25 protein-coding genes are annotated in these 22,130 nt (G+C 68.9%); 8 read left to right on the forward strand and 17 right to left on the reverse strand.

Going from position 1 to position 22,130, the window contains the following annotated elements; all coding sequences use genetic code 11:
- Nucleotides 1-77 precede the first annotated feature (77 nt).
- On the forward strand, nt 78-1,061 hold the full coding sequence (gene holA / locus ACSMFO_RS11635) for a DNA polymerase III subunit delta (protein WP_016332404.1): 984 nt from the start codon (nt 78-80) through the stop codon (nt 1,059-1,061).
- Nucleotides 1,062-1,113: 52 nt separating this feature from the next.
- On the opposite strand, the gene rpsT is transcribed toward holA, so the two are convergent.
- Nucleotides 1,114-1,374: a 30S ribosomal protein S20 gene (gene rpsT / locus ACSMFO_RS11640; RefSeq protein ID WP_005158599.1), complete on the reverse strand. Its 261-nt coding sequence runs from the start codon at nt 1,372-1,374 to the stop codon at nt 1,114-1,116.
- Between the two features lie 331 nt (nt 1,375-1,705).
- On the opposite strand from rpsT, the gene ACSMFO_RS11645 reads away from it, so the two are divergent.
- Together ACSMFO_RS11645 and ACSMFO_RS11650 are read left to right on the forward strand one after the other, a co-directional pair.
- A complete protein-coding gene (locus ACSMFO_RS11645) occupies nt 1,706-2,611 on the forward strand; it encodes an EamA family transporter (protein ID WP_436458548.1) in 906 nt (301 codons plus the stop codon).
- A 23-nt stretch (nt 2,612-2,634) separates the two neighbouring features.
- The gene (locus ACSMFO_RS11650; protein ID WP_038517183.1) at nt 2,635-3,009 is read left to right on the forward strand and encodes a VOC family protein; all 375 of its coding nucleotides are present in this window, start codon (nt 2,635-2,637) and stop codon (nt 3,007-3,009) included.
- Here the strand turns inward: ACSMFO_RS11650 and ACSMFO_RS11655 are convergent.
- Nucleotides 3,006-3,593 carry a class I SAM-dependent methyltransferase gene (locus tag ACSMFO_RS11655; protein WP_360082689.1) on the reverse strand — a complete coding sequence of 196 codons (588 nt, stop codon included), beginning with the start codon at nt 3,591-3,593 and terminating at the stop codon, nt 3,006-3,008. The two genes, ACSMFO_RS11650 and ACSMFO_RS11655, sit on opposite strands and share 4 nt — an antisense overlap.
- A gap of 113 nt (nt 3,594-3,706) precedes the next feature.
- On the opposite strand from ACSMFO_RS11655, the gene lepA reads away from it, so the two are divergent.
- On the forward strand, nt 3,707-5,548 hold the full coding sequence (gene lepA, locus ACSMFO_RS11660) for a translation elongation factor 4 (protein ID WP_038517181.1): 1,842 nt from the start codon (nt 3,707-3,709) through the stop codon (nt 5,546-5,548).
- A 50-nt stretch (nt 5,549-5,598) separates the two neighbouring features.
- Here the strand turns inward: lepA and ACSMFO_RS11665 are convergent, their stop codons facing one another.
- Nucleotides 5,599-6,045, reverse strand: coding sequence for a pyridoxamine 5'-phosphate oxidase (locus ACSMFO_RS11665; RefSeq protein ID WP_436458550.1), 447 nt, complete (start codon nt 6,043-6,045; stop codon nt 5,599-5,601).
- 57 nt (nt 6,046-6,102) lie between these two features.
- Nucleotides 6,103-7,866, reverse strand: coding sequence for a family 20 glycosylhydrolase (locus ACSMFO_RS11670; protein WP_436458551.1), 1,764 nt, complete (start codon nt 7,864-7,866; stop codon nt 6,103-6,105).
- A gap of 152 nt (nt 7,867-8,018) precedes the next feature.
- Between ACSMFO_RS11670 and ACSMFO_RS11675 the strand changes: the two genes are divergently transcribed.
- On the forward strand, nt 8,019-9,071 hold the full coding sequence (locus ACSMFO_RS11675) for a nitronate monooxygenase (RefSeq protein WP_436458553.1): 1,053 nt from the start codon (nt 8,019-8,021) through the stop codon (nt 9,069-9,071).
- Here the strand turns inward: ACSMFO_RS11675 and ACSMFO_RS11680 are convergent.
- The 3 genes from ACSMFO_RS11680 to ACSMFO_RS11690 all read right to left on the reverse strand — a co-directional run bounded on the left by ACSMFO_RS11680 (nt 9,046) and on the right by ACSMFO_RS11690 (nt 12,793).
- The gene (locus ACSMFO_RS11680; protein ID WP_436458555.1) at nt 9,046-10,521 is read right to left on the reverse strand and encodes an amino acid permease; all 1,476 of its coding nucleotides are present in this window, start codon (nt 10,519-10,521) and stop codon (nt 9,046-9,048) included. The genes ACSMFO_RS11675 and ACSMFO_RS11680 overlap by 26 nt on opposite strands.
- A 79-nt stretch (nt 10,522-10,600) precedes the next feature.
- Complete coding sequence (locus ACSMFO_RS11685) at nt 10,601-11,644, reverse strand: alpha/beta hydrolase (RefSeq protein ID WP_016332413.1); 1,044 nt, start codon at nt 11,642-11,644, stop codon at nt 10,601-10,603.
- Between the two features lie 183 nt (nt 11,645-11,827).
- Nucleotides 11,828-12,793: a zinc-binding dehydrogenase gene (locus ACSMFO_RS11690; RefSeq protein WP_063272855.1), complete on the reverse strand. Its 966-nt coding sequence runs from the start codon at nt 12,791-12,793 to the stop codon at nt 11,828-11,830.
- A 59-nt stretch (nt 12,794-12,852) separates the two neighbouring features.
- Here ACSMFO_RS11690 and ACSMFO_RS11695 point away from each other — a divergent pair, with 59 nt between their 5' ends.
- Genes ACSMFO_RS11695 through ACSMFO_RS11705 form a run of 3 tightly spaced genes read left to right on the forward strand, consistent with a single transcriptional unit; the run spans nt 12,853 to nt 13,891 of the window.
- Nucleotides 12,853-13,056: a CDP-alcohol phosphatidyltransferase family protein gene (locus ACSMFO_RS11695; protein ID WP_038517165.1), complete on the forward strand. Its 204-nt coding sequence runs from the start codon at nt 12,853-12,855 to the stop codon at nt 13,054-13,056.
- Nucleotides 13,057-13,067: 11 nt separating this feature from the next.
- Complete coding sequence (locus ACSMFO_RS11700; RefSeq protein ID WP_038517162.1) at nt 13,068-13,538, forward strand: ribonuclease domain-containing protein; 471 nt, start codon at nt 13,068-13,070, stop codon at nt 13,536-13,538.
- Entirely contained in the window at nt 13,535-13,891 is a 357-nt protein-coding gene (locus tag ACSMFO_RS11705) for a barstar family protein (protein WP_038517158.1), read from the forward strand. Before ACSMFO_RS11700 ends, ACSMFO_RS11705 begins: the two co-directional genes overlap by 4 nt.
- Before the next feature lie 160 nt (nt 13,892-14,051).
- Here the strand turns inward: ACSMFO_RS11705 and ACSMFO_RS11710 are convergent, their stop codons facing one another.
- The 10 genes from ACSMFO_RS11710 to ACSMFO_RS11755 form a co-directional block, all read right to left on the reverse strand.
- Nucleotides 14,052-14,825, reverse strand: coding sequence for an enoyl-CoA hydratase family protein (locus tag ACSMFO_RS11710; protein WP_016332418.1), 774 nt, complete (start codon nt 14,823-14,825; stop codon nt 14,052-14,054).
- 78 nt (nt 14,826-14,903) lie between these two features.
- Nucleotides 14,904-15,527, reverse strand: coding sequence for a hypothetical protein (locus ACSMFO_RS11715; RefSeq protein ID WP_038517155.1), 624 nt, complete (start codon nt 15,525-15,527; stop codon nt 14,904-14,906).
- Nucleotides 15,528-15,706: 179 nt separating this feature from the next.
- A complete protein-coding gene (locus ACSMFO_RS11720; RefSeq protein ID WP_360082709.1) occupies nt 15,707-16,444 on the reverse strand; it encodes a sirohydrochlorin chelatase in 738 nt (245 codons plus the stop codon).
- Nucleotides 16,441-17,703: a sulfate adenylyltransferase subunit 1 gene (locus tag ACSMFO_RS11725; RefSeq protein WP_436458558.1), complete on the reverse strand. Its 1,263-nt coding sequence runs from the start codon at nt 17,701-17,703 to the stop codon at nt 16,441-16,443. The genes ACSMFO_RS11720 and ACSMFO_RS11725 overlap by 4 nt, the downstream gene beginning before the upstream one ends.
- Nucleotides 17,703-18,653: a sulfate adenylyltransferase subunit CysD gene (gene cysD, locus ACSMFO_RS11730; RefSeq protein ID WP_436458560.1), complete on the reverse strand. Its 951-nt coding sequence runs from the start codon at nt 18,651-18,653 to the stop codon at nt 17,703-17,705. The genes ACSMFO_RS11725 and cysD overlap by 1 nt, the downstream gene beginning before the upstream one ends.
- 19 nt (nt 18,654-18,672) lie before the next feature.
- Nucleotides 18,673-19,368: a phosphoadenylyl-sulfate reductase gene (locus ACSMFO_RS11735; RefSeq protein ID WP_073846470.1), complete on the reverse strand. Its 696-nt coding sequence runs from the start codon at nt 19,366-19,368 to the stop codon at nt 18,673-18,675.
- Nucleotides 19,365-19,517, reverse strand: coding sequence for a hypothetical protein (locus ACSMFO_RS11740; protein ID WP_034316341.1), 153 nt, complete (start codon nt 19,515-19,517; stop codon nt 19,365-19,367). The genes ACSMFO_RS11735 and ACSMFO_RS11740 overlap by 4 nt, the downstream gene beginning before the upstream one ends.
- Nucleotides 19,514-21,208, reverse strand: coding sequence for a nitrite/sulfite reductase (locus ACSMFO_RS11745; RefSeq protein ID WP_436458561.1), 1,695 nt, complete (start codon nt 21,206-21,208; stop codon nt 19,514-19,516). The genes ACSMFO_RS11740 and ACSMFO_RS11745 overlap by 4 nt, the downstream gene beginning before the upstream one ends.
- 36 nt (nt 21,209-21,244) lie before the next feature.
- Nucleotides 21,245-21,331 carry a putative leader peptide gene (locus ACSMFO_RS11750; RefSeq protein ID WP_350573702.1) on the reverse strand — a complete coding sequence of 29 codons (87 nt, stop codon included), beginning with the start codon at nt 21,329-21,331 and terminating at the stop codon, nt 21,245-21,247.
- 153 nt (nt 21,332-21,484) lie between these two features.
- Nucleotides 21,485-22,057 carry a TetR/AcrR family transcriptional regulator gene (locus ACSMFO_RS11755; RefSeq protein WP_436458563.1) on the reverse strand — a complete coding sequence of 191 codons (573 nt, stop codon included), beginning with the start codon at nt 22,055-22,057 and terminating at the stop codon, nt 21,485-21,487.
- Nucleotides 22,058-22,130 lie beyond the last annotated feature (73 nt).

Consider the following 22,130-nt stretch of genomic DNA (forward strand, 5'->3'; position numbering starts at 1 on the left):
GCCTCAGGTGGGGCCACCGTGCCCGGAACACATCACCGGACAAAGCACACGAGAGGAGGAGTGGCAGGATCGTCACCGTGACGACGCAAGCTTCCGCCCCATCGCCGCTGGTCCTGGTTCTCGGTGAGGAAGAGCTGCTGATCGAACGTGCGGTCCGCAGTGCTTCGGACGCGGCCAAAGCAGCGGATCCGACGGCGGATCTCACCCGGATCCGGGTGTCGGACCTCACAGTCCCGGCGCTCGCGGAAATGGTCAGCCCCTCGCTGTTCGCCGAGGGCAGGGTGATCGTCCTCGAGTCCGCGCACGACATCTCGCAGGAACTCGCCGACGGGGTGATGGCCTACGTCAAGGCGCCCGCCGACGGCATCGTGCTCGTCGTCGTGCACAGCGGAGGCGGCCGGAGCAAGGCCGCGAAAGGGCTTCCGGCCGCCTTGAAGAAGGCGGGCGCGGAGGTCGTCGAGTGCCCGAAGCTGACCAAGGCCGCCGAGCGGGAATCCTTTGTCCGCAACGAGGTCCGCCGGGTCGGCGGGAAGATCGACGGTGCGGCCGTGCTCGCGTTGATCGACGCCGTCGGCTCGGATCTGCGTGAGCTGTCGTCGGCGGCGACCCAGCTCGTCGCGGACGCCGGCGGGGCGGTCGACGAGCAGGCCGTCCGGCGCTACCACCGTGGTCGCGCGGACGTGAACGGTTTCGCCGTCGCCGAGAAGGCCGTCGCCGGTGACAAGGCGGCGGCGCTGGAGTCGCTGCGCTGGGCGATGCAGCTGGGCGTACCGCACGTGCTGGTCGCGGACGCGCTCGCCGACGCCGTCCGCACGATCGCACGGGTGTCCGGCGCCGGTCGCGGCAACCCGAATCAGATGGCGGGCGAGCTGGGGATGCCGCCGTGGAAGGTGCGCAAGGCCCAAGGGCAGGCCCGCGGCTGGGGGCAGGACGGTCTGGCCACCGCGATGAGGGTGGTCGCCAGGCTCAACGCCGAGGTCAAGGGGGTCGCGGCCAATCCGGAGTACGCCTTGGAGCGGGCTGTCCTGGAGGTCGTCGACGCCCACGGCACAAGCCGCTGAGAACGGCGAAGGGCCCCGGCGACGTGAGTCGCCGGGGCCCTTCGAAAGCCGATCAGAGAGAGTTCGCGCGCTTCGCGAGCGCGGACTTCTTGTTGGCGGCCTGGTTGGCGTGGATGACGCCCTTGGTCACGGCCTTGTCCAGCTTCTTGGCCGCGTCCTTCTGCAGCTCCAGGGCCTTGGCCTTGTCGCCGGCGTCGGCGGCCTCGCGGAACTTGCGGATCGCGGTCTTCACCGAGGACCGGATCGCCTGGTTGCGCTGACGCGCCTTCTCGTTGGTGGTGATGCGCTTGATCTGCGACTTGATGTTGGCCACGGGGGCGCTCCTCTTGAATCTCTCGGTGGTTTCACCGCCGCGCTGTGACCGGCCCTGCGTGCTCGTGGAGCGGCGCGGGTTTCCTCCATGACGGAATGCCACACGACGGTGAAGGGCAAGCTTAACAGCCGTCCCGGCGCGGCTCGCGCCAGCCTCGGGCGGGCTGCTTGCGGTACGGTGAAGATCGTAGTGCCTAGGGTTCCGCCGCCTGCCCGTTCAGCGAAACACACAATCAGGGCAGACGGGACCGGTCCGAGCGGCACCATCGGCGGAGCCGGAAGCACCGCCGTTCATCTGACGGGACAAAAGCCTGGAGGACCGGGTTTTCCGCATGCGCGGAAAACGTGAAAGGTCCGCTGTGAACGCCACCGCTCTGTCCTTCGTCGTCATCGCCGCCGTCATCCACGCGGGCTGGAACCTCGCCGCCAAGCGGATCCGCCGCGGCGGAGCCAGGTTCGTCTGGGCGTACTACAGCCTTTCCGCGATCCTGCTCATCCCCGTCATGGCGGTCTCGCTGGCCGTGGAACCACAACGTCCACAGTGGACCTGGCTGTTCGCCGCCGTGGTCACCGCCGTGTTCCATGTCACGTACGGCGTCGTCCTCCAACGGGGATACGCCGTCGGCGATCTGTCCGTCGTCTATCCCGTCGCCCGCGGTACCGGGCCGCTGATCTCGGTACTCGCCGCCGTCCTGCTGCTCGGCGAGCGGCCCGGGATCCTCGGCCTGGTGGGCGCGTTCCTCGTGGTCGCCGGTGTGCTGGTGATCGGGACCGGGCGGGCGCCGGCCCACGCCGACGCCGCCGACCGTGTCGCTCGCCGCAAAGGCCTGTTCTACGGCCTGCTGACCGGTCTCACGATCGCCGCCTACACGCTGTGGGACGCGCATTCGGTCACCGGTCTCGGTGTCCCGCCGATCGTGTACTTCGGAACCGGCGCGATCGTGCAGAGCCTGCTCATGGCGCCGTACGCGCTGAAGGACCGCGAGGAGATCTCGTGGCTCTGGCGCGAGCACAAGCGTGAGGTCGTCATCGTCGGCGTGTTCTCGCCCATCGCCTACCTGCTGGTGCTCTACGCCCTCCAGGTCGCCCCAGTGAGCCTCGTCGCGCCCGCGAGGGAGCTGAGCATCGTCTTGGGCGGTGTCGCCGCCTGGCTGGTCCTGGGGGAGGCGAACGCCGTCCGCCGGCTGGCCGGGTCGGTGGTGGTGCTGGCGGGTATCGCCGCGATTGCGATGGCCTGAACCCATCCGGTAGGGATTGAGCCATGGACGTGCTGAGCAGCAGGGTGCTGATCCACCCGAAGGACCTCGACGTGTCGACGGCGTTCTATCGGGACACCCTGGGCCTGGCCATCGACAAGGAGTTCCCCGGCGGGACGGTCTTCTTCGCCGGGAACGGGTCGATCGAGATCGTCGGTACCGGAGAGACCGGCCCGACCCCTGACGTCGCCTTATGGCTCCAGGTCCGGGACCTGGCCGCGGCGCTCCAGGAACTCGCGGAGAAGGGCTTGGAGCCGGTTCGCGGCGCGCGGCGCGAGCCCTGGGGGCTGGACGAGGCGTGGATCGCCGACCCGGACGGCACCAGGATCGTGCTGGTCGAAGTGCCGCGCGAGCATCCGCTGCGCACTGATCCGCGCTAGGCGAGGGGCTTGATCGCGCGCAGCTGAGCGGCGAGGGAGGCGGCGAAGCCCGGCGGGTCCCAGGTCCAGGTCTGCAGATCGACGAAGCCGGCGGCGGCCGCTTCGTCGGCCAGCTCGTGCCGGGACACCGGCAACCACTTCTCGTGCGACGAAAGCAGCAGCCTGCCGCCGGGGCGCAGCACCCGGAACAGTTCGGCGAACCCGGCCGCCCGGTCGTCCCACAGCTGCACGTTGTTGACGCTCAGGACCACGTCGACGCTGCCGTCGGGCTCACCGGTGGCGTCCGCGGTGCCCTGTCGCAGCTCCACCTTGTCGCCGCAGCGGCGGCGAGAGCGGGCGAGCATCTCCTGCGAGGGGTCGACGCCGATCGCCCGGCCCGCGCGTTCGGCCGTGGCCTGCAGGCCGATTCCCGGGCCGGGGCCCACGACCAGGGCGGTCTCGCCGGACTCGATCGACGCCAGCTCGACGACCCGAAGCTCGGTGGCGGCATTGCCGTGCGCCATCGCCCGCCCGCCGAACCGGCCGAGCAGTCCGCGGGGATGGCCGAACGTTCGGTCGAGCATTTGGGACAGTGAAGTACTCATACTTCGAGGGCACCACAGCTCATCACGGGCCGCATCGGGGATGACCCCCACTCGCACCCGGAGCGGCATGGGACCATAGAGGTGGCACACCCCGACCTTCGCGAGGAAACCCGTTGACGACGTTCGCCGACACGACCTTCACGCCCCCGGAGCTCATCCGGAACTTCTGCATCATCGCGCACATCGACCACGGCAAGTCGACCCTGGCCGACCGCATGCTGCAGCTCACCGGCGTGGTCGAGGAGCGGGCCATGCGCGCTCAGTACCTCGACCGCATGGACATCGAACGGGAACGCGGGATCACCATCAAGGCGCAGAACGTGCGCCTGCCGTGGAAGGTCGACGGCCAGGACCACGTCCTGCACCTGATCGACACCCCCGGCCACGTGGACTTCACCTACGAGGTCTCCCGGGCCTTGGAGGCCTGTGAAGGGGCGATTCTGCTGGTCGACGCCGCGCAGGGGATCGAGGCGCAGACGCTGGCGAACCTCTACCTGGCGCTCGAGAAGAACCTGCACATCATCCCGGTGCTGAACAAGATCGACCTGCCGTCGGCCGATCCGGACAAGTACGCGGCCGAGCTGGCGCACATCATCGGCTGCGAGCCTTCGGACGTGCTCCGCGTGTCGGCGAAGACCGGCATGGGCGTGACCGAGCTGCTGGACGAATGCGTCAAACAGGTGCCGCCGCCGGTCGGCGACGCGGACGCGCCCGCCCGCGCGATGATCTTCGACTCGGTCTACGACACCTACCGGGGCGTCGTGACCTACATCAGGGTCGTCGACGGCAAGATCACGCCGCGCGAGCGGATCAAGATGATGTCCACCGGCGCCACCCACGAACTCCTCGAGGTCGGGATCATCTCGCCGGAGCCCAAGGCGAGCAAGGGGCTCGGGGTCGGCGAGGTGGGATACCTCATCACCGGGGTGAAGGACGTCCGTCAGTCGAAGGTCGGCGACACCGTCACCTCCGAGCGCAAGGGCGCCGAGCAGCCGCTCGCGGGCTACCGCGAGCCGAAGCCCATGGTCTACTCCGGCCTGTACCCGGTCGACGGCTCGGACTACCCCGAACTGCGCGAGGCACTGGACAAGCTTCAGCTCAACGACGCCGCGCTCGCCTACGAGCCGGAGACCTCTGTGGCGCTCGGGTTCGGGTTCCGCTGCGGCTTCCTCGGCCTGCTGCACCTGGAGATCACGCGGGACCGGCTGGAGCGCGAATTCGGCCTCGACCTGATCTCGACCGCGCCGAACGTCATCTACAACGTCGTGCTCGAGGACAAGAGCGAGGTCGTGGTGACGAACCCCTCGGACTGGCCGTCCGGGATGAAGATCTCCGAGGTCCACGAGCCGGTTTCCAAAGTGAGCATCCTGGCGCCGTCGGAGTTCGTCGGCACGATCATGGAGCTGTGCCAGGCCAAGCGCGGCACGCTGCTGGGGATGGACTACCTCTCCGAGGACCGCGTCGAGCTGCGGTACAACATCCCGCTCGCGGAGATCATCTTCGACTTCTTCGACACGCTGAAGTCGCGTACGCGCGGCTACGCGTCGCTCGACTACGAAGAGGGCGGCGACCAGGTCGCGGATCTGGTCAAGGTCGACATCCTGCTGCAGGGGGAGACCGTCGACGCCTTCTCGGCGATCGTGCACAAGGACGCCGCGTACGGCTACGGAAACCGGATGGCGACACGGCTGCGTGAGCTGATCCCGCGGCAGCAGTTCGAGGTGCCGATCCAGGCGGCCGTCGGGTCGCGGATCATCGCCCGCGAGACCATCCGCGCGATCCGCAAGGACGTGCTCGCGAAGTGTTACGGCGGTGACATCTCGCGTAAGCGCAAGCTGCTGGAAAAGCAGAAGGAAGGCAAGAAGCGGATGAAGACCGTCGGCCGGGTCGAGGTCCCGCAGGAGGCCTTCGTCGCGGCTCTGTCCACTGAGGACGCCGGCAGCAAGAAGAAGTAACCGATACTCGCGAAGGCCGCCCGGATCACCGTCCGGGCGGCCTTTTCGTGTCAGCGGTTCCCGGAGACCCGGTTCGCGGTGACGAAGACGGCGACACGGCGTTCGGCGGCCATCACACGGTCGTACTCGTCCCAGTCGTCGTGGGTCCCCGTCGCCGCGATGAAAACCTCGCGCAGCAGCTTGGGGAGACCGGCGGGGTCGAAGTCCGGGTCCGGGTCGTCCGGGCCGACGAGGTGGGTGCTTCCCTGGACCGCCGCCCACTCCCAGCCGCGCCGGAAGGTGATCGTGGCGTGGCCCGCCCGGCGGAACAAGTCGAGTTTCTTCACCCCGCCCATCGCCACGAAAGCGACTCCCGGCGCCTTGGTGACCGGGTCTTCGAAGACCCCGGCGTTCACCACCGAGGAGTGGACGGTGCCGTCCGCGCGGACCGTCGAGACGGTCGCGAGTCCGTTTTCACGCAAGGAAAGAGTGCGGACGAGTTCGAGGTCTGCGGCCATGGGACCACCGTAGTCCCGCTCGGCTGGTGAAGGGGCCGAGCGGGACTACGGGGCGGGTCAGCAGGTGCCGTTGTCGCGCCAGACACCCCATTGGCCGGTCGTCCCGGGTTCTTCGCCTTGCGTCCACCACTGGGCCGTCCACTTGTGCCCGTTGTGGGAGACGGTCGCTCCACCGGTGTAGACCGAAGCGCGGTCCCACGCGGGAAGCGTGCAGGTGCCCGGGTTGCCGGATCCGGTTTCCCAGGGCACCTGGCTCGACTTGTAGTAGTCGAGGCCCTGCGCCTGCCAGCGCGGCGCCTGTGCGCCGAGACGCACCCGGAAGGTGTTCCAGTCGTGCGTCGACCACGGCGACCAGCCGAGTTCGGCGTGCGCCGGGAGCCGGGGGAAGGCGAGGTAGTCGATGTTCGCCGGGGTCACCACGGTTTCGGTCCACAGCGGGGATTCGACGCCGCGGACGGCGGATTCGGGCACACCGGAGAGGTACGCGCCCGGGTTCCAGTTGTAGGCGTCCTGGACCTCGATGTAGCCCGCCCACGAGAGCCCGATCGGCGTGCTGGAGTTGTACTTCATGTCCAGGTACGCCTTGTTCGCCGGAGACAGGATCACCTTGCTGCCGCGGGCGACGGCGTTCGAGACCTCCGTGCTGGACGTCGTCGTGCCCCAGAACTGCGGGGTCGCCGTGGCGGGCAGGGTGGCCTTGCCGATCTCGTGCCAGCCGACGACCTGCTTGCCCGCGGCGGCCACCATCGGCAGCACCCGGTTCATGAACGTGCGGTAGTCCGCGTCGCTCGTGGCCTGGGCCTCGTCGCCGCCGAGGTGGAAGTACGGTCCGGGCGTCAGCGCGGCGACCTCCCGGATGACGTCGTTGACGAAGGTGTAGGTGATGTCCTTCGTGATGCAGAGCGAGCTGTAGCCGACGGCGGTGTCGGTGCGCAGGGGAGGGGCGGTGTTGTTGCAGTTCAGCTCGGCGTACGACGCCAAGGCGGCGTTGGTGTGGCCCGGCATGTCGATCTCCGGGATGACCGTGATGAACCGCGAGGCCGCGTAGTTCACGATCTCCGTGTACTGCGCCTTGGTGTAGGAGCCGCCGGCGCCGCCACCGACCTGGGTGCTGCCGCCGTAGGTGGTCAGCCGCGGCCAGCTGTCGATTTGGATGCGCCAGCCCTGGTCGTCGGCGAGGTGCAGGTGCAGGTTGTTGATCTTGTACTGGGCCAGCTGGTCGATGTACCGCTTGACCGTGGCGACCGGGTGGAAGTGCCGGGCGACGTCGAGCATCGCGCCCCGGTAGCCGAAGCGGGGGTAGTCCAGGATGTTCGCGCCCGGGATCGTCCAAGGACCTTGCTGCACCGTGGGGCTTTCGATCTTGCCGGGCAGCAGCTGGCGCAGCGTCTGGACGCCGCCGAAGAGGCCTTGTGCCGTCGTCGCGCGCAGGATGACCGACGCGGACGTGGAGTTCAGCTGGTAGCCCTGGTCGCCGACGCGAGTGTCCGCACCGGACAGAAGGAGCGAGATGCCGTCGGCCGGTGTGCCCGACGGCGCGTCGGCGATGGGCAGGGGGAAGCCGGTGGACGTGCGGAAGATCCCGGCGAGGTACTCGCCGACGGCCTTGGCCTGCGCCGACCCGGCCTGGGTGTAGATCTTGGTGTTCGCGGTCAAGGTGTGGTCGGAGCCGGTGACCGCTTGGGCCGAGACCGGGACCGGGACGATCGCCTGCAGCGGCGGAGTGGCCGCGTCGGCGACCGGGGCGGCAGCGGCGGTGGCGCCGGCGAGCAGCGCCACCCCCACGAAGGCGCGACCGAGCCGCGCTCTCAAGGTCTTCACCGGGGCCTCCAAGGGGGACGAGGGCGTGACGCGCGTCACGGCCGTCCGATCGTCGCATTTTCGCCGTTAAAGGTCTAGACCACCATGAGCGAACCTTGGAGTGACTCGAACGTCACAATGCGTGTCACCGAGAGGGGACTATCGTCGGAAACGTGTTCGAAGACCTGCGTTTCCCCCTGATCGCGGCCCCGATGGCGGGCGGGCCGACCACTCCCGAGCTCGTGGCCGCGGTGACCGCGGCGGGTGGATTCGGCTTCCTGGCCGGGGGCTATCTGAGCGCCGACGCCCTCTCGGACCGGATCGCCAAGACGGCCGAGCTGACCGCTGAACCGTTCGGCGTGAACCTCTTCGTATCGGGTGGCTCCGCCGCCGAAGCGGATCTCGGCGCGCACGTCGAGCGCTGGCGCGCGGAGGCCGAGCGCCTCGGCGTCGAACCCGGCGAGCCGCGCTGGGACGACGACGCCTATGCCGCGAAGCTCGAGGTCGTCTTGGCGCGGAAGGTGCCGGTCGTTTCCTTCACCTTCGGCACACCTTCGGCCGAGGACGTCGAACGCTTGCACGCCAACGGGAGCAAGATGGCCGTCACGGTCACCAGCCCGGCGGAGGCCGATCGGGCCGTGGCCGTCGGCGCGGACGCGCTCGTGGTCCAAGGATTCGAGGCAGGAGCGCATCGAGGGCTTTTCGCCGACGAGCCCGGAGCCGAAGGCGGGGGTGCGCAGTATGGGGTCCTGAGCCTGCTCAGGCTGGTCTCGGCGCGGACGGCTCTGCCGCTCGTCGCGACCGGCGGGCTCGTGCACGGCGCCGACATCGCGGCGGTGCTGGCGGCGGGGGCCGTCGCGGCACAGCTGGGCACCGCGTTCCTGCGGGCGGACGAGGCCGGGACCCAGCCCGCGCATCGGCAGGCGCTGGCGGACGGGGGAAGGCCGACGGCGTTCACCCGGGCGTTCAGCGGACGTCCCGCCCGGTCGCTGGTCAATCGCGCGGTCGCGGATTTCTCGGCCACCGCGCCGTCGGCGTATCCGGAGGTCAACAACCTGACCAAGCCGATCCGGGCGGCGGCGGGCAAGGCGGGCGACCCCGAGATCATGTCCCTCTACGCGGGGCAGACCTACGAACTCGCGGGCTCCGGCCCGGCGGCGTCGATAGTCGAACGCCTCCAGGCCGAAGCCCGCGAAGCCGCTACGCGTTTGAGCCGTCTCCGCTGACCTGCTTCGCGTCGCCGTTGTTCGCGTTCATCACCGAGTGACGGCGGCTGTAGGCGAAGTAGATGATCAGGCCGATGCCGAACCAGACCGCGAACCGCAGCCACGTCTCCGGGTTCAGGAACGTGATCAGCCAGATCGAGAAGACGACACCGATGATCGGCACGATCGGCATGCCCGGCGTCTTGAACGTGCGCGGCAGGTCCGGCTGCTTGTAGCGCAGCACGATCACCGCGATGCAGACGACGACGAACGCGAGCAGGATGCCGATGTTCGTCAGTTCCGCGGCCTCACCGATGGGCAGCAGACCGGCGATGACCGCCGACGCGATACCGAGCACCCAGGTCATCCGGCTCGGCACCTTGCGCACCGGGTGGGTCTTGCCGAACCACTTGGGCAGCAGGCCGTCGCGGCTCATCGAGTAGCCGACGCGGCTCGCGCCCATGAGGAAGGTGAACAGCACCGTGGTGATACCGATGATCGCGCCCACGGCGATGATCAGGCCGAGCCACTTCATCCCAAGGCCCGCGAAGGCGCTGGAGAAGGCGGCCTCGCTGTCGATGTCCTTGTAGTTGACCATGCCGGTCAGGACCAGGCAGGCCAGCACGTAGAGCACCATCGAGATGGCGAGCGAGTAGATGATCGCCTTCGGCATGTGCTTCTGGGAGTCGGTCGATTCCTCGGCCGCGGTGGACATGGCGTCGTATCCGAAGACCGCGAAGAACACCGTCGCCGCTCCGGTGAACGCGCCGCTGAGGCCGAACGGGAAGAAGTTCGAGTAGTTGTCGGTGTTGATGTGGAAGACGCCGACGACGATCACCAGCAGGACCAGGCCGACCTTCAGGTAGACCAGCAGCGTTTCGAACCGGGCCGCGTTCTTCATGCCCTGGTTGAGGATGAAGGCGATCAGCAGGCACAGCAGCACGGCGAACAGGTTGATCTTGTAGGAGCCCGGCTCGACACCGGCTTTTTCGGTGCCCGGAGCGCCCAGCATCCAGGTCGGGAGCTCGATGTTCAGGTATCCGAGTAGCTCATTGAAGTAGCCGGAGATGCCGATCGCGACCACCGCCACGATCGCGGTGTACTCCAGCAGGAGGTCCCAGCCGATGAACCAGCCGACGATCTCGCCCAGCACGGTGTAGCCGTAGGTGTAGGCCGACCCGGCACGGGGGATCAGCCCGGCGAACTCGGCGTAGGAGAACGCGGCGGCGGCGCTGGCGATACCCGCGATGAGGAACGAGATGAGCACGGCGGGGCCCGCCGTCTTGTTCGCGACCGCGCCGGCCAGCGAGAAGATCCCCGCGCCGATGATGCCGCCGACGCCGATCGCGGTCAGCTGCCGCAGGCCCAGCGTGCGTTGGAGCCCTCCGCCTCCACTGAGTTCTTGGATCTGATCGATCGGTTTGCGGCGGAATATCCCGGATCCCGAGCCCAGGCTGCGCGGTGCGGACATCGTCGTCTCCCAACAGGTTGTGCCCTTCGGACTGGGTCACAGTCCGAAGGGCACCGTAGCGGGAGTCGGGACTTCGCACCTATCCGGCGACGGTGTCCTCGCTCACTTCGGCGGCCACGCGAGCGGCGATCTTCGACGGCCTGGAGGCGCCGGCGGAGAAGTAGGTGAGCAGCTCCGAGATCTCGACGGGGTCGTCCAGCTGCGGGCAGTGGCCCCAGTCCTCGCGCACCATCAGCCTGCTGTGCGGGACCAGCGCGTGCAGCTGCCGTCCGGAGGCGGCGCTGACCAGCTTGTCCTTGCCGCAGACGACCACCAGGAGCGGGACACGGACCTCTTCGAGGCGGTACGCGTTCGCCAGCTCTTCGACGAGCTGCCTCGCCTGCTCGAGCCTGGTGGTGGTGGAGCGGTAGTCCGGGAAAAGCGAGGTGAACCGGCGTACCTGGTCGGCGTCGGCGGCGGCCGAGTCGGCGTACAGGAGCCGGGGGACGACCTGCTCGGCGACGGCGCGCACGAGGAAGCCGGGGATCGGCAGCGGCAGGGCCGAGTACATCCGCAGCGGCAGCGGGTACCGGGCCACGGTGCGGATGAGCCAGCTGTCCACGAAACCGGGCGCGGCGATCGACACCACGCCGGCGACCGGCAACCGGTGGTTCTCCGCGGCACGCAGGCTCATCGTGCCGCCGAGCGAGTTGCCGGCGAGTACCACCGTGCCGAGTACGGCCTGCTCCTTGACCACGGCCGCGGTGAACGCGTCCAGCTGCGGCAGCATCGGGCCCGGCCGCAGTGGCTGAGCGTCACCGAATCCGGGCAGATCGACCGCGACCGCCGGAACACCGGCGGCCGCGAGCAGCTCCAGAACCGGGCGCCAGGTGTCGGCGCTGTCGCAGTAGCCGTGCAGCAGCACCAGCCTCGGCGCGGTCGGCTTGACCTGCCCGCGCGCCGTGGCCCGTTTGCCGAGCATCCGCCGAGGGGTGCGGTCGGTGGATTCCACCGGCGGCGGCCCGACTTCGAGCACTCTGGTGCGGACACCGGCGTAGCGCCGGAACGAGACGCGGATCGGGTCGGTGTCGGTGGTGGTCCGGCCCCCCGGGTCCGCCGGTTCGGGCCGCTGCGATGCGGTCATGGTTCCAGGCTAACCGCGAGAGGTCGGATTTTGGTCGAACTTTGGTCGTAAGAAGCTCGCCAAGTCATAACGTTCTTGACACTTGACAAGACCGCGAAATGACTGTTTGACCTGCGTGGAACGCGCGGACGTGCGCTTGTGTGCGCGCTTGATCACGACGAGGGGGCGAACCCACCCCTCCGATCAATGCGTGAAGACCACCTTTCCCGAGGTTTCCCCGTCGAGCATGTTCTTAAACCCGGTTTCGGCTTCCGCGAACGGCAGTTCGGCACCGATCTGCGGGCGGACCCCGGTGAGCTCCAGGTAGGCGAGGAGATCGTTCAGTTCGTCCCTGGTCCCCATGGTCGAACCCGCGATGCGCAGTTGCAGAAAGAACACGCGCTGCAACTCCGCGTGAGCGTCGGGGCCGCTGGTCGAACCCGAGACGACGATGATCCCGCCCGGCTTCAGCGACTTCACCGAATGGGACCAGGTCGCCTTGCCGACGGTTTCGAAGACCGCGTCGACCCGCTCCGGCAACCGCGCGCCGGACTCAAAGGTCTGATGTGCGCCCAGATTCCCGGCGAGCGCACGCTTCTCTTCGCTACGCCCGGTGACCCAGACCCGGAATCCGGCCGCACGCCCGAGCTGGATCAGCGCGGTCGAGACGCCGCCGGAGGCGCCCTGGACGAGCATCGTCTGTCCAGGCCGCAACCCGGACTTCACGAACAGCATCCGGTACGCGGTCAGCCATGCCGTGCCCATCGTCGCGGCTTCCGCGAAGCTCAGGCCCGACGGCTTCGGAACGACATTGCGTGCCGGGACCACGACCTGCTCGGCGAAGGTGCCCTGGTGCTTCTCGGTGAGCAGGGTGCGCTTCGGGTCGAGGGTGTCGTCGCCCTGCCAGCCCGGGGCGTTGATCACCGAATGGACGACGACCTCGGTGCCGTCGTCGAGGGTGCCCGCGCCGTCGCAGCCCAGGATCATCGGGAACTGCTCGGGTTTGATGCCGACGCCGCGCAACGTCCACAGGTCGTGCATGTTGAGGCTGGCGGCCTTGACGTTGACCCGCACCCAGCCTTCGGGGACCTCGGGTTCGGGCCGCTCGCCGATCACCAGCGAGTCCAGCGGCTTTTCGGCGTTGGGTTCGGAAGCGTAAACGGCGAACATGGCAGCAACTTACATGGCCTGACGGGTGACGGCACTGGATGCGAGCGTAGGCTCACACTGTGTTCAACGGGCTTGCGGACTGGTGGGACGGCGTCGAACTGTGGCTCGCGCAGGCCCCGTTCCCCGTGCAGTTCGTGCTGGTCATGGCGGTCGTGGTGCCGCTGTGCCTGGTCGCGGCCTGGGTGCTCGACACGGTCTTCGGAAAGGTCGCCCGGCGCTTCGGCACCGCCCGCGATGCGAACGACTCCGACCGGCCGTCCTAAGCTGGCACACCATGTTCAACCGTAGGCGGATCACCGCCGCCCTGATCGGCCTGATCGTGCTGGTGCTCGCAGGCTGGTTCGTCAAGGACGGCATCAGCGGTGACGACACGAAGAGCGCTCCGGCGAGTTCGTCCGCTTCGGCCGCGCCGTCGGGCGACGCCGCGGCGAAGGGCAAGGTCGCGGGTGAGGATTCCGGTCTCCCGGTCAAGCCGCTGACGAAGCTTCCTTCGCAGGCGTCCGACACCTGGAAGCTCATCCAAGCTGGCGGGCCGTACCCGTACCCGCGCAATGACGACGTCACCTTCCAGAACCGGGAGAAGGTCTTGCCCGCCAAGGGTTCCGGCTACTACCGGGAGTACACGGTGAAGACGCCGGGCAGCCAGGATCGCGGGGCGAGGCGGCTCGTGACCGGGAGTGGCAAGGAGCTGTACTACACCGAGGACCACTACAAGTCCTTCGTCGTAGTGGACCCCAGCCGATGAGCGCGGGCAAGGACGCGGCGGACAAGGCTTTCGCCCGCGGCGCGTATCCGCACCTGATCGACGGCGCGCGGACGGTCGACAAGGACTCGGCGCTCGACGCGATCGCGGAGGCGCTGTCGTTCCCGGACTACTTCGGGAAGAACCTCGACGCGCTCTACGACTGCCTCACCGACCTGTCCTGGCTCCCGCCCGGCGAGCACGTCCTGATCTGGGCCGGCTCCTCGGGGCTCCGGGAGCGCGATCCCAAGGCGTACCTGGCCGTCCGCAGCGTGCTTTCCGACGCGCAGCGGGCGCTGGGGCCGTCCGGCGATCGGACGGACTCCCGGCGCCTCACCGTCGTCCTGCCGGACTAGGCCGTGTCCTGTGAGTCTGTTCGATGGGCTTCGTGATCCAGGTGGTTCCTGGCGGTGCGGGCGGGTCGGCCTCGTACCGGGTCGTACTCGGCCGAGCCCGCCCGTGCCGTCAGGGACCGCCTGGGCGCGAAGACCGCGAACAAGACTTGCAGGACACGGCCTATGCCTCCGGCACCCAGTTCGGCTTGCGCTTCTGCGCGAAGGCCGTGATGCCCTCCTGGCCTTCTTCGCTCGCGAAGAACCCGGCGGACAGCTTGTTCATGGCTTCGAAGCCTTCGGCGGGTGTCGCCGGGCGCGGCTTGCTGAGCAGTTCCTTCGTCGCCGCGAGCGCCTTCGGGCCGCCGAGCGCGAGCGCCTTGACGTAGCGGGCGACCTCGTCGTCGAGTTCGTCGGCGGGGACGGCCGAGTTCAGCAGGCCGATCTCGACGGCGCGCTTCGCGTCGAAGGTGTCACCGGTCAGGAACAGCTCGTGCGCGGCGCGGGCGTTGAGCCGCGGCAGCACGGTGAGCGAGATGACGGCGGGTACGACGCCGATCCGCACCTCGGAGAAGGCGAAGGTCGCTTCGGGCACGGCGACGGCGATGTCGGTCGCGGCGACCATGCCGATCCCGCCGGCCCGCGCGGGGCCCGCGAGCCTCGCCACGACGGGCTTGGGACTGGTCCACAGCTGCTCGAGGATCTTCGGGAACTCGTTCACGCCCTGGGCGCCCGCACCGGCGCCGCGGGCCTCCTTGAGATCCATACCCGCGCAGAACACCGGACCGGTGTGGGTGAGCACGATGACCCGCACCGCGTCGTCCGCCTGTGCCTTGTCCAGCGATTCGCTCAGTTCACGCCGCAGTTGGGCGGAGAGCGCGTTGCGGTTGTGCGGGGAGTCCAAGGTGATCGTGGCGGTGCCGCCCACCACGTCGTAGTGCACCAGTTCGTCAGCCATGCCCCACCTTCGCACGGGCGAAGTCGGGCCGGGCAGTGGCCTGCGCCACCATCGTCACGACGGTGGCGCAGGCACGGGTCAGCCGATCGTCGTCGTGGTGAACGTCGGGCTCGGGTTCGGGAAACACGCCGTCGGGGCGGAGACGTCGAAACCGGCGCTGACCACGGCGGTGAACGTCAGGCCCGGGTCGCTGTAGCTGGAACCGCCCAGTTTCGTCTCGATGGTGCCGGACGAGCCCGCGGTGAGATGCGCGGTCACGGTCGGCAGTTCGAACGTCGAGCCGCCCGCGATCGGACCGGGGAAGCTCAGCGTCGCGACGCTGCCGGACACGGTGATCTTCGGCGGAGTCGAGCCGATGCCCGAGCCGCCGGCGAGGTCGGCGCTCACCCAGGTCGAGTTCGCCGGGATCGGGATCTTCAGGGAGAAGTCCTTGATGTTCTTGACCTGGTAGCCGCTGACCTCGGCCGGGACGGTGTTGGGCGCCGGGTCGATGACGATGTCGAGCGCGGCACCGGGGGCGACCGTGGCCGGGGCGGTGACGTCCGCGTCCTGGTTCAGCTTGAGGTACTTGTTGCCGACGAGCGGCGGCTTCGCCTCGCAGTCGAAGACGACGGTGGTCGCCGCGGAGGCCGGCGCGGCCAGCCCGGCGATCGGGACGAGTACGGCCGAAGCGCAGACGAGGGCACGGATGGCAGCCTTCATGTTCCACCTACCTGGGGGTTCGATGGGGAGAAAGGGAGCTGCGCAGCGATTAGAGAGTTACCGGCAAGTTAAGTAACTCGTCAAGAAATCTCCGTTCCCATACGCGGGGCGTCACGGAACTGGGAACGGAACCCACCGAAAATCGGCATCAAGCGCCCGTACGGGACGGGTCGTGCTACTCAGGCGGCGAGCCGGGCGGCGGCGACGTCGTAGCGGTCCAGGACGAGGCCGGCGATCCGCGGATCCGGCCCCAGCGGCCCGGCGACGATCACCGACGGGTCGGCTTCGCGGGCCAGGCGCGCGATCCGGTCCGGCAGCAGTCCCGGCGCGAGGAACCAGCCCGCGACCGCGAGCCGTCGCGCGCCGTTGAGCCGCAACCGCGCGATGGCGGCAGGCACGTCCGGCTGCGCGGCACTGGCGAAGGCGGGTGTCGCGAGCAGGCCGCGCCGCAGATGCCAGCGAGTGGTGATCCCGGCGACGGCGTCGTTCGCCGCCACGTTCGACGAGCCGACACCGGCCAGCAGGACACCCAGCCCCGGATCGTCCAGATCGGCGCCCGCGTCGGTGAGCCGGTCCAGCGCGACCGTCTCGATGAGCGGGTCGATGCCCAGCACCCCGGAAACCCGCACGTCGAGGCCCGGGCAGTCCGCGGTCGCCTCGGCGACGAGCGCGGGCAGATCGACCCGGGCGTGGTAGGCCACGCCGAGCAGGAGGGGCACCACGACGACCTCGCGGTGTCCCTCGGCGTACAGGCCGCGAAGGGCATCGGTGAGCAGCGGCTCCGAAAGATCCAAAAAGGACTCGCGGATGTCGAGGCCCGGTGCCAGCCCGCGGGAGACGTCGAGCAGGGCGCGGATGGTCGCGGCGGACCGCGGATCGCGGCTGCCGTGGGCGACGGCGAGAAGGGGTGGCGTCATGCGAACCTTTCGCCGACGAGTCCGGCGGCGAGGGTGTCGCCGTCCTTCGGGTCGATGACCAGGAACGCGCCCGTCCGGGGGCTGACGCCGTAGTCGTCCACGCCGATCTCTTCGGCCAGGCGCAACGTCACCCGGCCGATGTCGTTGAGCTCCAAGGCCGCCGGATCGTCCACACTGGACAACGTCTGCTCGTCGAAACGGGCGTGGAGTTCGCCGACCAGGGCCTGCACCGTCCGCGTTCCGTGCTTCACCAGCACCCGTGCGCCCGTTTTGAGCGCCTTGGCCGAGAGCCAGCACAGGGTCGCGGTGATCTCGTCGGTCACCGTCGGCTGCCGGTCGGCGGCGGCGATCAGGTCACCGCGCGAGATGTCGACGTCGTCGGCGAGCAACAGCGTCACCGAGGTGCCCGCGCCGGCTTCGGCGAGCGGCCCGTCGGCGGTGTCGATGGCCTCGATCCGGCTGCGGATCCCTTGCGGGAGCACGACGATCTCGTCACCCGGCCGCACGGTGCCCGCCGCGATCTGCCCGGCGTACCCGCGGTAATCGGGATGGTCGGCCGTGCGCGGCCGGATCACGTACTGCACCGGGAAGCGGAACGCCGAATCGTGCGGATCCGGTGCCACCGGAACGGTTTCCAGATGCTCCAGCAGGGTCGGGCCGGAGTACCACGGCGTCTTGTCCGACTTCTCGGCCACGTTGTCGCCCACCAGCGCCGAAACCGGCACCGCGAGCACGGAACCCCGTTCGTAGCCGAGGGACGCGGCGTGCTCGGCGAACTCCTCGGCGATCACGGTGAACGTCGCTTCGTCGTACCCGACGAGGTCGATCTTGTTCACCGCCAGCACCAGGTTCGGCACGCCCAGCAGTGCGAGCACCGCGGCATGGCGGCGGGTCTGCTCGATGACACCCTTGCGTGCGTCGACCAGCAGCACAGCCAGCTGTGCGGTGGACGCCCCGGTCACCGTGTTCCGCGTGTACTGCACGTGGCCCGGCGTGTCCGCGAGCACGAAACTGCGCTTCGGTGTCGCGAAGTACCGGTACGCCACGTCGATCGTGATGCCCTGTTCGCGTTCCGAGCGCAGGCCGTCCACGAGCAGCGAGAGGTCTGGAGTGGACAGTCCTTTGTCGACACTGGCGCGGGTGACCGCGTCCAGCTGGTCGGCGAGGACGGATTTGGTGTCGTACAGGAGCCGCCCGACCAGGGTCGACTTCCCGTCGTCCACACTGCCCGCGGTCGCGAGCCTGAGGAGGCTGGACATCAGAAGTACCCTTCCCGCTTGCGGTCTTCCATCGCCGCCTCCGACATCCGGTCGTCGGCACGGGTGGCGCCGCGTTCGGTGAGCCGGGAGGCCGAGACCTCGGCGATGACCTCGTCCACCGTGGCGGCGGTCGATTCGATGGCGCCCGTGCACGAACCGTCGCCGACGGTCCGGTAGCGCACGGTCAGTTCCCGGACGACCTCGTCCGGCCGCGGGCCGCCCCACGGACCTTCGGCCAGCCACATGCCGTCGCGCTGGTAGACCTCGCGCCGGTGCGCGTAGTAGATCGACGGCAGTTCGACCTTCTCCCGCGCGATGTAGTTCCAGACGTCCGCCTCGGTCCAGTTGGACAGCGGGAAGACGCGGACCTGCTCGCCAGGGCGGTGACGGCCGTTGTAGAGGTTCCACAGTTCCGGGCGCTGCCGACGTGGCTCCCACTGGCCGAAAGCGTTGCGCAGGCTGAAGATCCGCTCCTTGGCGCGGGCGCGTTCCTCGTCGCGGCGCCCGCCGCCGAAGACCGCGTCGAACTTGTTCTCGGCGATCGTGTCGAGCAGCGGCGTGGTCTGCAGCGGGTTGCGCATCCCGTCGGCGCGCTCTTCGAGCCTGCCGTCGTCGATCCAGTCCTGGACCTTCGCCACGACCAGCCGGAGCCCGTGCTGCTCGACCACACGGTCGCGGAAGTCGATGACCTCGTCGAAGTTGTGCCCGGTGTCGACGTGCAGCAACGGGAACGGCACCGGGGCCGGCCAGAAGGCCTTGATCGCCAGGTGCAGCAGGAGTGTGGAGTCCTTGCCGCCGGAGAAGAGGATCACCGGCCGGTCGAACTCACCCGCCACCTCGCGGAAGATGTGGATGGCCTCGGATTCCAGCGCCGCCAGGTTGTCCGTGGCGATGGGGGTCTGGGGGTCGCCCCCAGAAGACACCGTAGCGGCCGGTTCGAGCGTGGTCATGTGTTCTTTTCGTCCCTTCTCACCCGTGCAGGCCGCATTCGGTCTTGCCCTGCCCGGCCCAGCGGCCGCTGCGCGGGTCCTGGCCCGGAGCGACCTTCGCGGTGCACGGCGCGCAGCCGATCGACAGATAACCGATGGACACCAACGGGTTCTCGAGGATCCCGTGTTCGCTGATGTAGCCGTTGAACTCGTCGTCGGACCACGGCGCGATCGGGTTGATCTTCACCAGCCCGTTGCGGTCGTCCCAGGTGACGATGGGGGTGTTCGCGCGGGTCGGCGCGTCGACGCGGCGGACGCCGGTCACCCACGCCGAGTACTTCGCGAGCGTGTTCCGCAGTGGCACGACCTTGCGGAGGTGGCAGCACTGGTTCGGGTCGCGTTCGTGCAGTTTCGGGCCGTACTCCGCGTCCTGTTCGGCGACGCTCTGTTCGGCTTCGGCGTTGACGATCCGCACGCCCGGGTACACCGCCTGCACCGCGTCACGGGTGCCGATGGTCTCCGGGAAGTGGTAGCCGGTCTGCAGGAACAGCACGTCGACGTCGGGTTTGACCTGGGTGGCCAGATCGATCAGGACGGCGTCCTGCATGTTCGACGCGACGATGAAGTCGTCGCCGAAGGTCTCCGCGGTCCAGCGCAGGGCCTCGGTCGCGGTCGCCTCCGCGAGCTCCTTCGAGGCTCGTTCGGCGAGTGTCTTGTAGTCGGCAGTGGCGGTCATCCTTGCGACACCTCCGGAAAGGACAGTCCGAGGAACTTCACGGTGAAGACCCGGCGGCAGCCCGAGCACAGCCACGAGCCGCCTTCCTCCGGCCGGAGGTCTTCATCGCCACAGAAAGGGCAGTAGTACGGGGTCGCGCGTTCGGTCATTGCAAGACGCCTTCGTCGGCCCGCAGGACCCACTGGGCGAACCGCTCGCCGGGTTCGCGGCCGGCGATGTACGCCCGCACGACCCGCTCGACGTACGCGGTCAGCTCCGACGCGGTCACCTTGTGGCCGCGCAGTTTCCGGCCGAACCCGGCGTCCAGGCCGAGCCCGCCGCCGAGGTGCACCTGGAAGCCTTCGACCTGCTTGCCGTCCTCGTCGGTGACGATCTGGCCCTTGAGCCCGATGTCGGCGGTCTGGACCCGGGCGCAGGAGTTGGGGCAGCCGTTGAGGTGCACGGTCACCGGGTTCTCGATCTCGGCCTGGATGTCGGCGAGGCGCTTCTCCAGGTCGGTGACCAGTTCGATCGCGCGGGCCTTCGTCTCGACGATGGCGAGTTTGCAGAACTCCAGGCCGGTGCAGGCCATGATCCCGCGCCGCCACGGCGAAGGCTCGGTCTGCAGGCCGAGCTCGGCCAGTTCGGTTTTCAGCCCGTTCACCTCGGCCTCGGGGACGTCGAGGACCACGAGCTTCTGGTGCGGGGTGAGGCGGACGCGGTTCGACCCGGCCCGCTCGGCGGCCTTGGCGACCGCCAGCAGGGTGGCACCGGAGACGCGGCCCGCGACCGGCGCGGCGCCGACGTAGAACTTGCCGTCGATCTGCGGGTGCACGCCGACGTGGTCGATCTGGGCGGCGGGCACCTCGGGAGCCGGGCCGTCGGTCAGCTTGCGCTTGAGGTACTCGTCTTCCAGCACCTGGCGGAACTTCGCGGCGCCCCAGTCCTTCACCAGGAACTTGATCCGCGCACGGGCGCGCAGCCGCCGGTAGCCGTAGTCGCGGAAGACGCTGATCACGCCTTCCCAGACGTCCGGGACCTCGTCGAGCGAGACCCACGCGCCGAGGCGCTGCCCGATCATCGGGTTGGTGGACAGGCCGCCGCCGACCCAGACGTCGAAGCCCGGGCCGTGTTCGGGGTGGTTCACGCCGACGAAGGCGACGTCGTTGATCTCGTGCGCGACGTCCTGCTGCCCGGAGACCGCGGTCTTGAACTTGCGCGGCAGGTTCGAGTAGCGCGGGTCGCCGATGTAGCGGCGTTTGATCTCGTCGATCGCGGGGGTGCCGTCGATGATCTCGTCGGCGGCGATACCGGCGACGGGGGAGCCCAGGATGACGCGCGGGCTGTCGCCGCACGCCTCCATCGTGGTCATCCCGGCGTTCTCGAGCTTCGACCAGATCGTGGGGACGTCCTCGATCCGGATCCAGTGGTACTGGATGTTCTGCCGGTCGGTGATGTCGGCGGTGTCGCGGGCGTGGGTCTGTGAGATCTCGGCGAGCACGGCCAGCTGCTCGGTGGTCAGCGCGCCGCCGTCGAGCCGCACCCGCAGCATGAAGTAGCGGTCGTCGAGCTCTTCGGGCTCCAGCGTCGCGGTACGGCCGCCGTCGATCCCCGGCTTGCGCTGGGTGTAGAGACCGAACCAGCGGAACCGGCCGCGGAGGTCACCCGGGTCGATCGAATCGAAACCGCCGCGGGCGTAGATGTTCTCGATCCGCGCCCGGACGTTGAGCGGGTTGTCGTCCTTCTTGGACCGCTCGTTGGGGTTCAACGGCTCGCGATACCCCAGCGCCCACTGTCCCTCGCCCCGTTTCTGTTTGACCCGGGGCGTACGGGCAGGGGTCTCGCGCGTGGGCGACGACATGGGAATCCTCCGGCTGATCGTGGTGGTGGCGGGGAGTCAGCGGTTCGTCGCACAGAGCGCGCTCGCCACACGACGGAGGTCCACGTGGCGGCGTGCCACGAGGCTGATTCCGGCGCGGGTCATTCATTCAGCGTGCCACGCGCCCACTATGTGGTCTAGGCCGGTCCGAATACTGGGAACAACGTCCGAAGGTGGCTGTTTTCCCTGGTCAAGGGCATGCTCCGCGGGTCAAGACCGGGTTCGCGGCCCGGCATTGTGACGCAGAACGCGCGCGGCTCAAGAGGGCAGGACGCGGTCCACGATGATCCGGATGACCTCCTCGTCGGTGACGTCCGCGAGCACCTCCGGCAGGGTGAGCCGTTCGACGGTGAGCCCGGTCAGCGCGAGGTACATCAACAGCACTTCGGCCCGCCCGCCCGGCATTCCCGCCGCGACGTGCCAGTCGACGCTCATGTCGATGCCTTCACGGACGGTCTTGGTCAGGTCGGCCGAGAGATCCGGGCGCCGGGTGGCTTCAAGGCGGAGTTCGAGCAGGGCGAGATAGGGCTCCCGGTGGCCGGTCAGCCGCCCCATGAGCTCGCCGAGCAGGACGCCGACCCGGTCGTGGGACGGGGACTCGGCCTGCGGGTTCGCCATCACCTCGGCCGGCGCCGACAGCCGCTCCTGCACCCGGACACCGACCTCGCCGAGCAGCTGGTCCCGATTGCGGAAGTAGTTGGACGTCGTTCCCGGCGGCACGTCCGCCTCGACGTCCACGGCGCGGTAGGTGAGGCCGCGTGCGCCCTCGCGGGCGAGGACGGTGATGGCGGCGTCGGTGAGCGCGGTCCGGCGCTCCGGGTTCTGTCGCATCGGGACATTCTCCTTGCCTCAGTCAAACCACTATGTCTATAGTACTACGCATCAAGTGGTTCGAACTGGGAGG

The organism is Amycolatopsis sp. w19, assembly GCF_051373225.1.
GTDB lineage: Bacteria > Actinomycetota > Actinomycetes > Mycobacteriales > Pseudonocardiaceae > Amycolatopsis > Amycolatopsis japonica.

What these genes read in the sequence shown, in the direction of transcription:
- ACSMFO_RS11645 (WP_436458548.1), top strand. Translation starts at nt 1,706, where the DNA reads ATGCGCGGAAAACGTGAAAGGTCCGCTGTGAACGCCACCGCTCTGTCC.
- ACSMFO_RS11735 (WP_073846470.1), bottom strand. Translation starts at nt 19,368, where the DNA reads ATGACCGCCACTGCCGACTACAAGACACTCGCCGAACGAGCCTCGAAG.
- ACSMFO_RS11650 (WP_038517183.1), top strand. Translation starts at nt 2,635, where the DNA reads ATGGACGTGCTGAGCAGCAGGGTGCTGATCCACCCGAAGGACCTCGAC.
- ACSMFO_RS11740 (WP_034316341.1), bottom strand. Translation starts at nt 19,517, where the DNA reads ATGACCGAACGCGCGACCCCGTACTACTGCCCTTTCTGTGGCGATGAA.
- ACSMFO_RS11755 (WP_436458563.1), bottom strand. Translation starts at nt 22,057, where the DNA reads ATGCGACAGAACCCGGAGCGCCGGACCGCGCTCACCGACGCCGCCATC.
- ACSMFO_RS11700 (WP_038517162.1), top strand. Translation starts at nt 13,068, where the DNA reads ATGTTCAACCGTAGGCGGATCACCGCCGCCCTGATCGGCCTGATCGTG.
- ACSMFO_RS11715 (WP_038517155.1), bottom strand. Translation starts at nt 15,527, where the DNA reads ATGAAGGCTGCCATCCGTGCCCTCGTCTGCGCTTCGGCCGTACTCGTC.
- ACSMFO_RS11690 (WP_063272855.1), bottom strand. Translation starts at nt 12,793, where the DNA reads ATGTTCGCCGTTTACGCTTCCGAACCCAACGCCGAAAAGCCGCTGGAC.
- ACSMFO_RS11750 (WP_350573702.1), bottom strand. Translation starts at nt 21,331, where the DNA reads ATGACCCGCGCCGGAATCAGCCTCGTGGCACGCCGCCACGTGGACCTC.
- ACSMFO_RS11705 (WP_038517158.1), top strand. Translation starts at nt 13,535, where the DNA reads ATGAGCGCGGGCAAGGACGCGGCGGACAAGGCTTTCGCCCGCGGCGCG.
- ACSMFO_RS11710 (WP_016332418.1), bottom strand. Translation starts at nt 14,825, where the DNA reads ATGGCTGACGAACTGGTGCACTACGACGTGGTGGGCGGCACCGCCACG.
- ACSMFO_RS11655 (WP_360082689.1), bottom strand. Translation starts at nt 3,593, where the DNA reads ATGAGTACTTCACTGTCCCAAATGCTCGACCGAACGTTCGGCCATCCC.
- ACSMFO_RS11680 (WP_436458555.1), bottom strand. Translation starts at nt 10,521, where the DNA reads ATGTCCGCACCGCGCAGCCTGGGCTCGGGATCCGGGATATTCCGCCGC.
- ACSMFO_RS11725 (WP_436458558.1), bottom strand. Translation starts at nt 17,703, where the DNA reads ATGTCCAGCCTCCTCAGGCTCGCGACCGCGGGCAGTGTGGACGACGGG.
- ACSMFO_RS11665 (WP_436458550.1), bottom strand. Translation starts at nt 6,045, where the DNA reads ATGGCCGCAGACCTCGAACTCGTCCGCACTCTTTCCTTGCGTGAAAAC.
- ACSMFO_RS11745 (WP_436458561.1), bottom strand. Translation starts at nt 21,208, where the DNA reads ATGTCGTCGCCCACGCGCGAGACCCCTGCCCGTACGCCCCGGGTCAAA.
- ACSMFO_RS11720 (WP_360082709.1), bottom strand. Translation starts at nt 16,444, where the DNA reads ATGACGCCACCCCTTCTCGCCGTCGCCCACGGCAGCCGCGATCCGCGG.
- cysD (WP_436458560.1), bottom strand. Translation starts at nt 18,653, where the DNA reads ATGACCACGCTCGAACCGGCCGCTACGGTGTCTTCTGGGGGCGACCCC.
- ACSMFO_RS11685 (WP_016332413.1), bottom strand. Translation starts at nt 11,644, where the DNA reads ATGACCGCATCGCAGCGGCCCGAACCGGCGGACCCGGGGGGCCGGACC.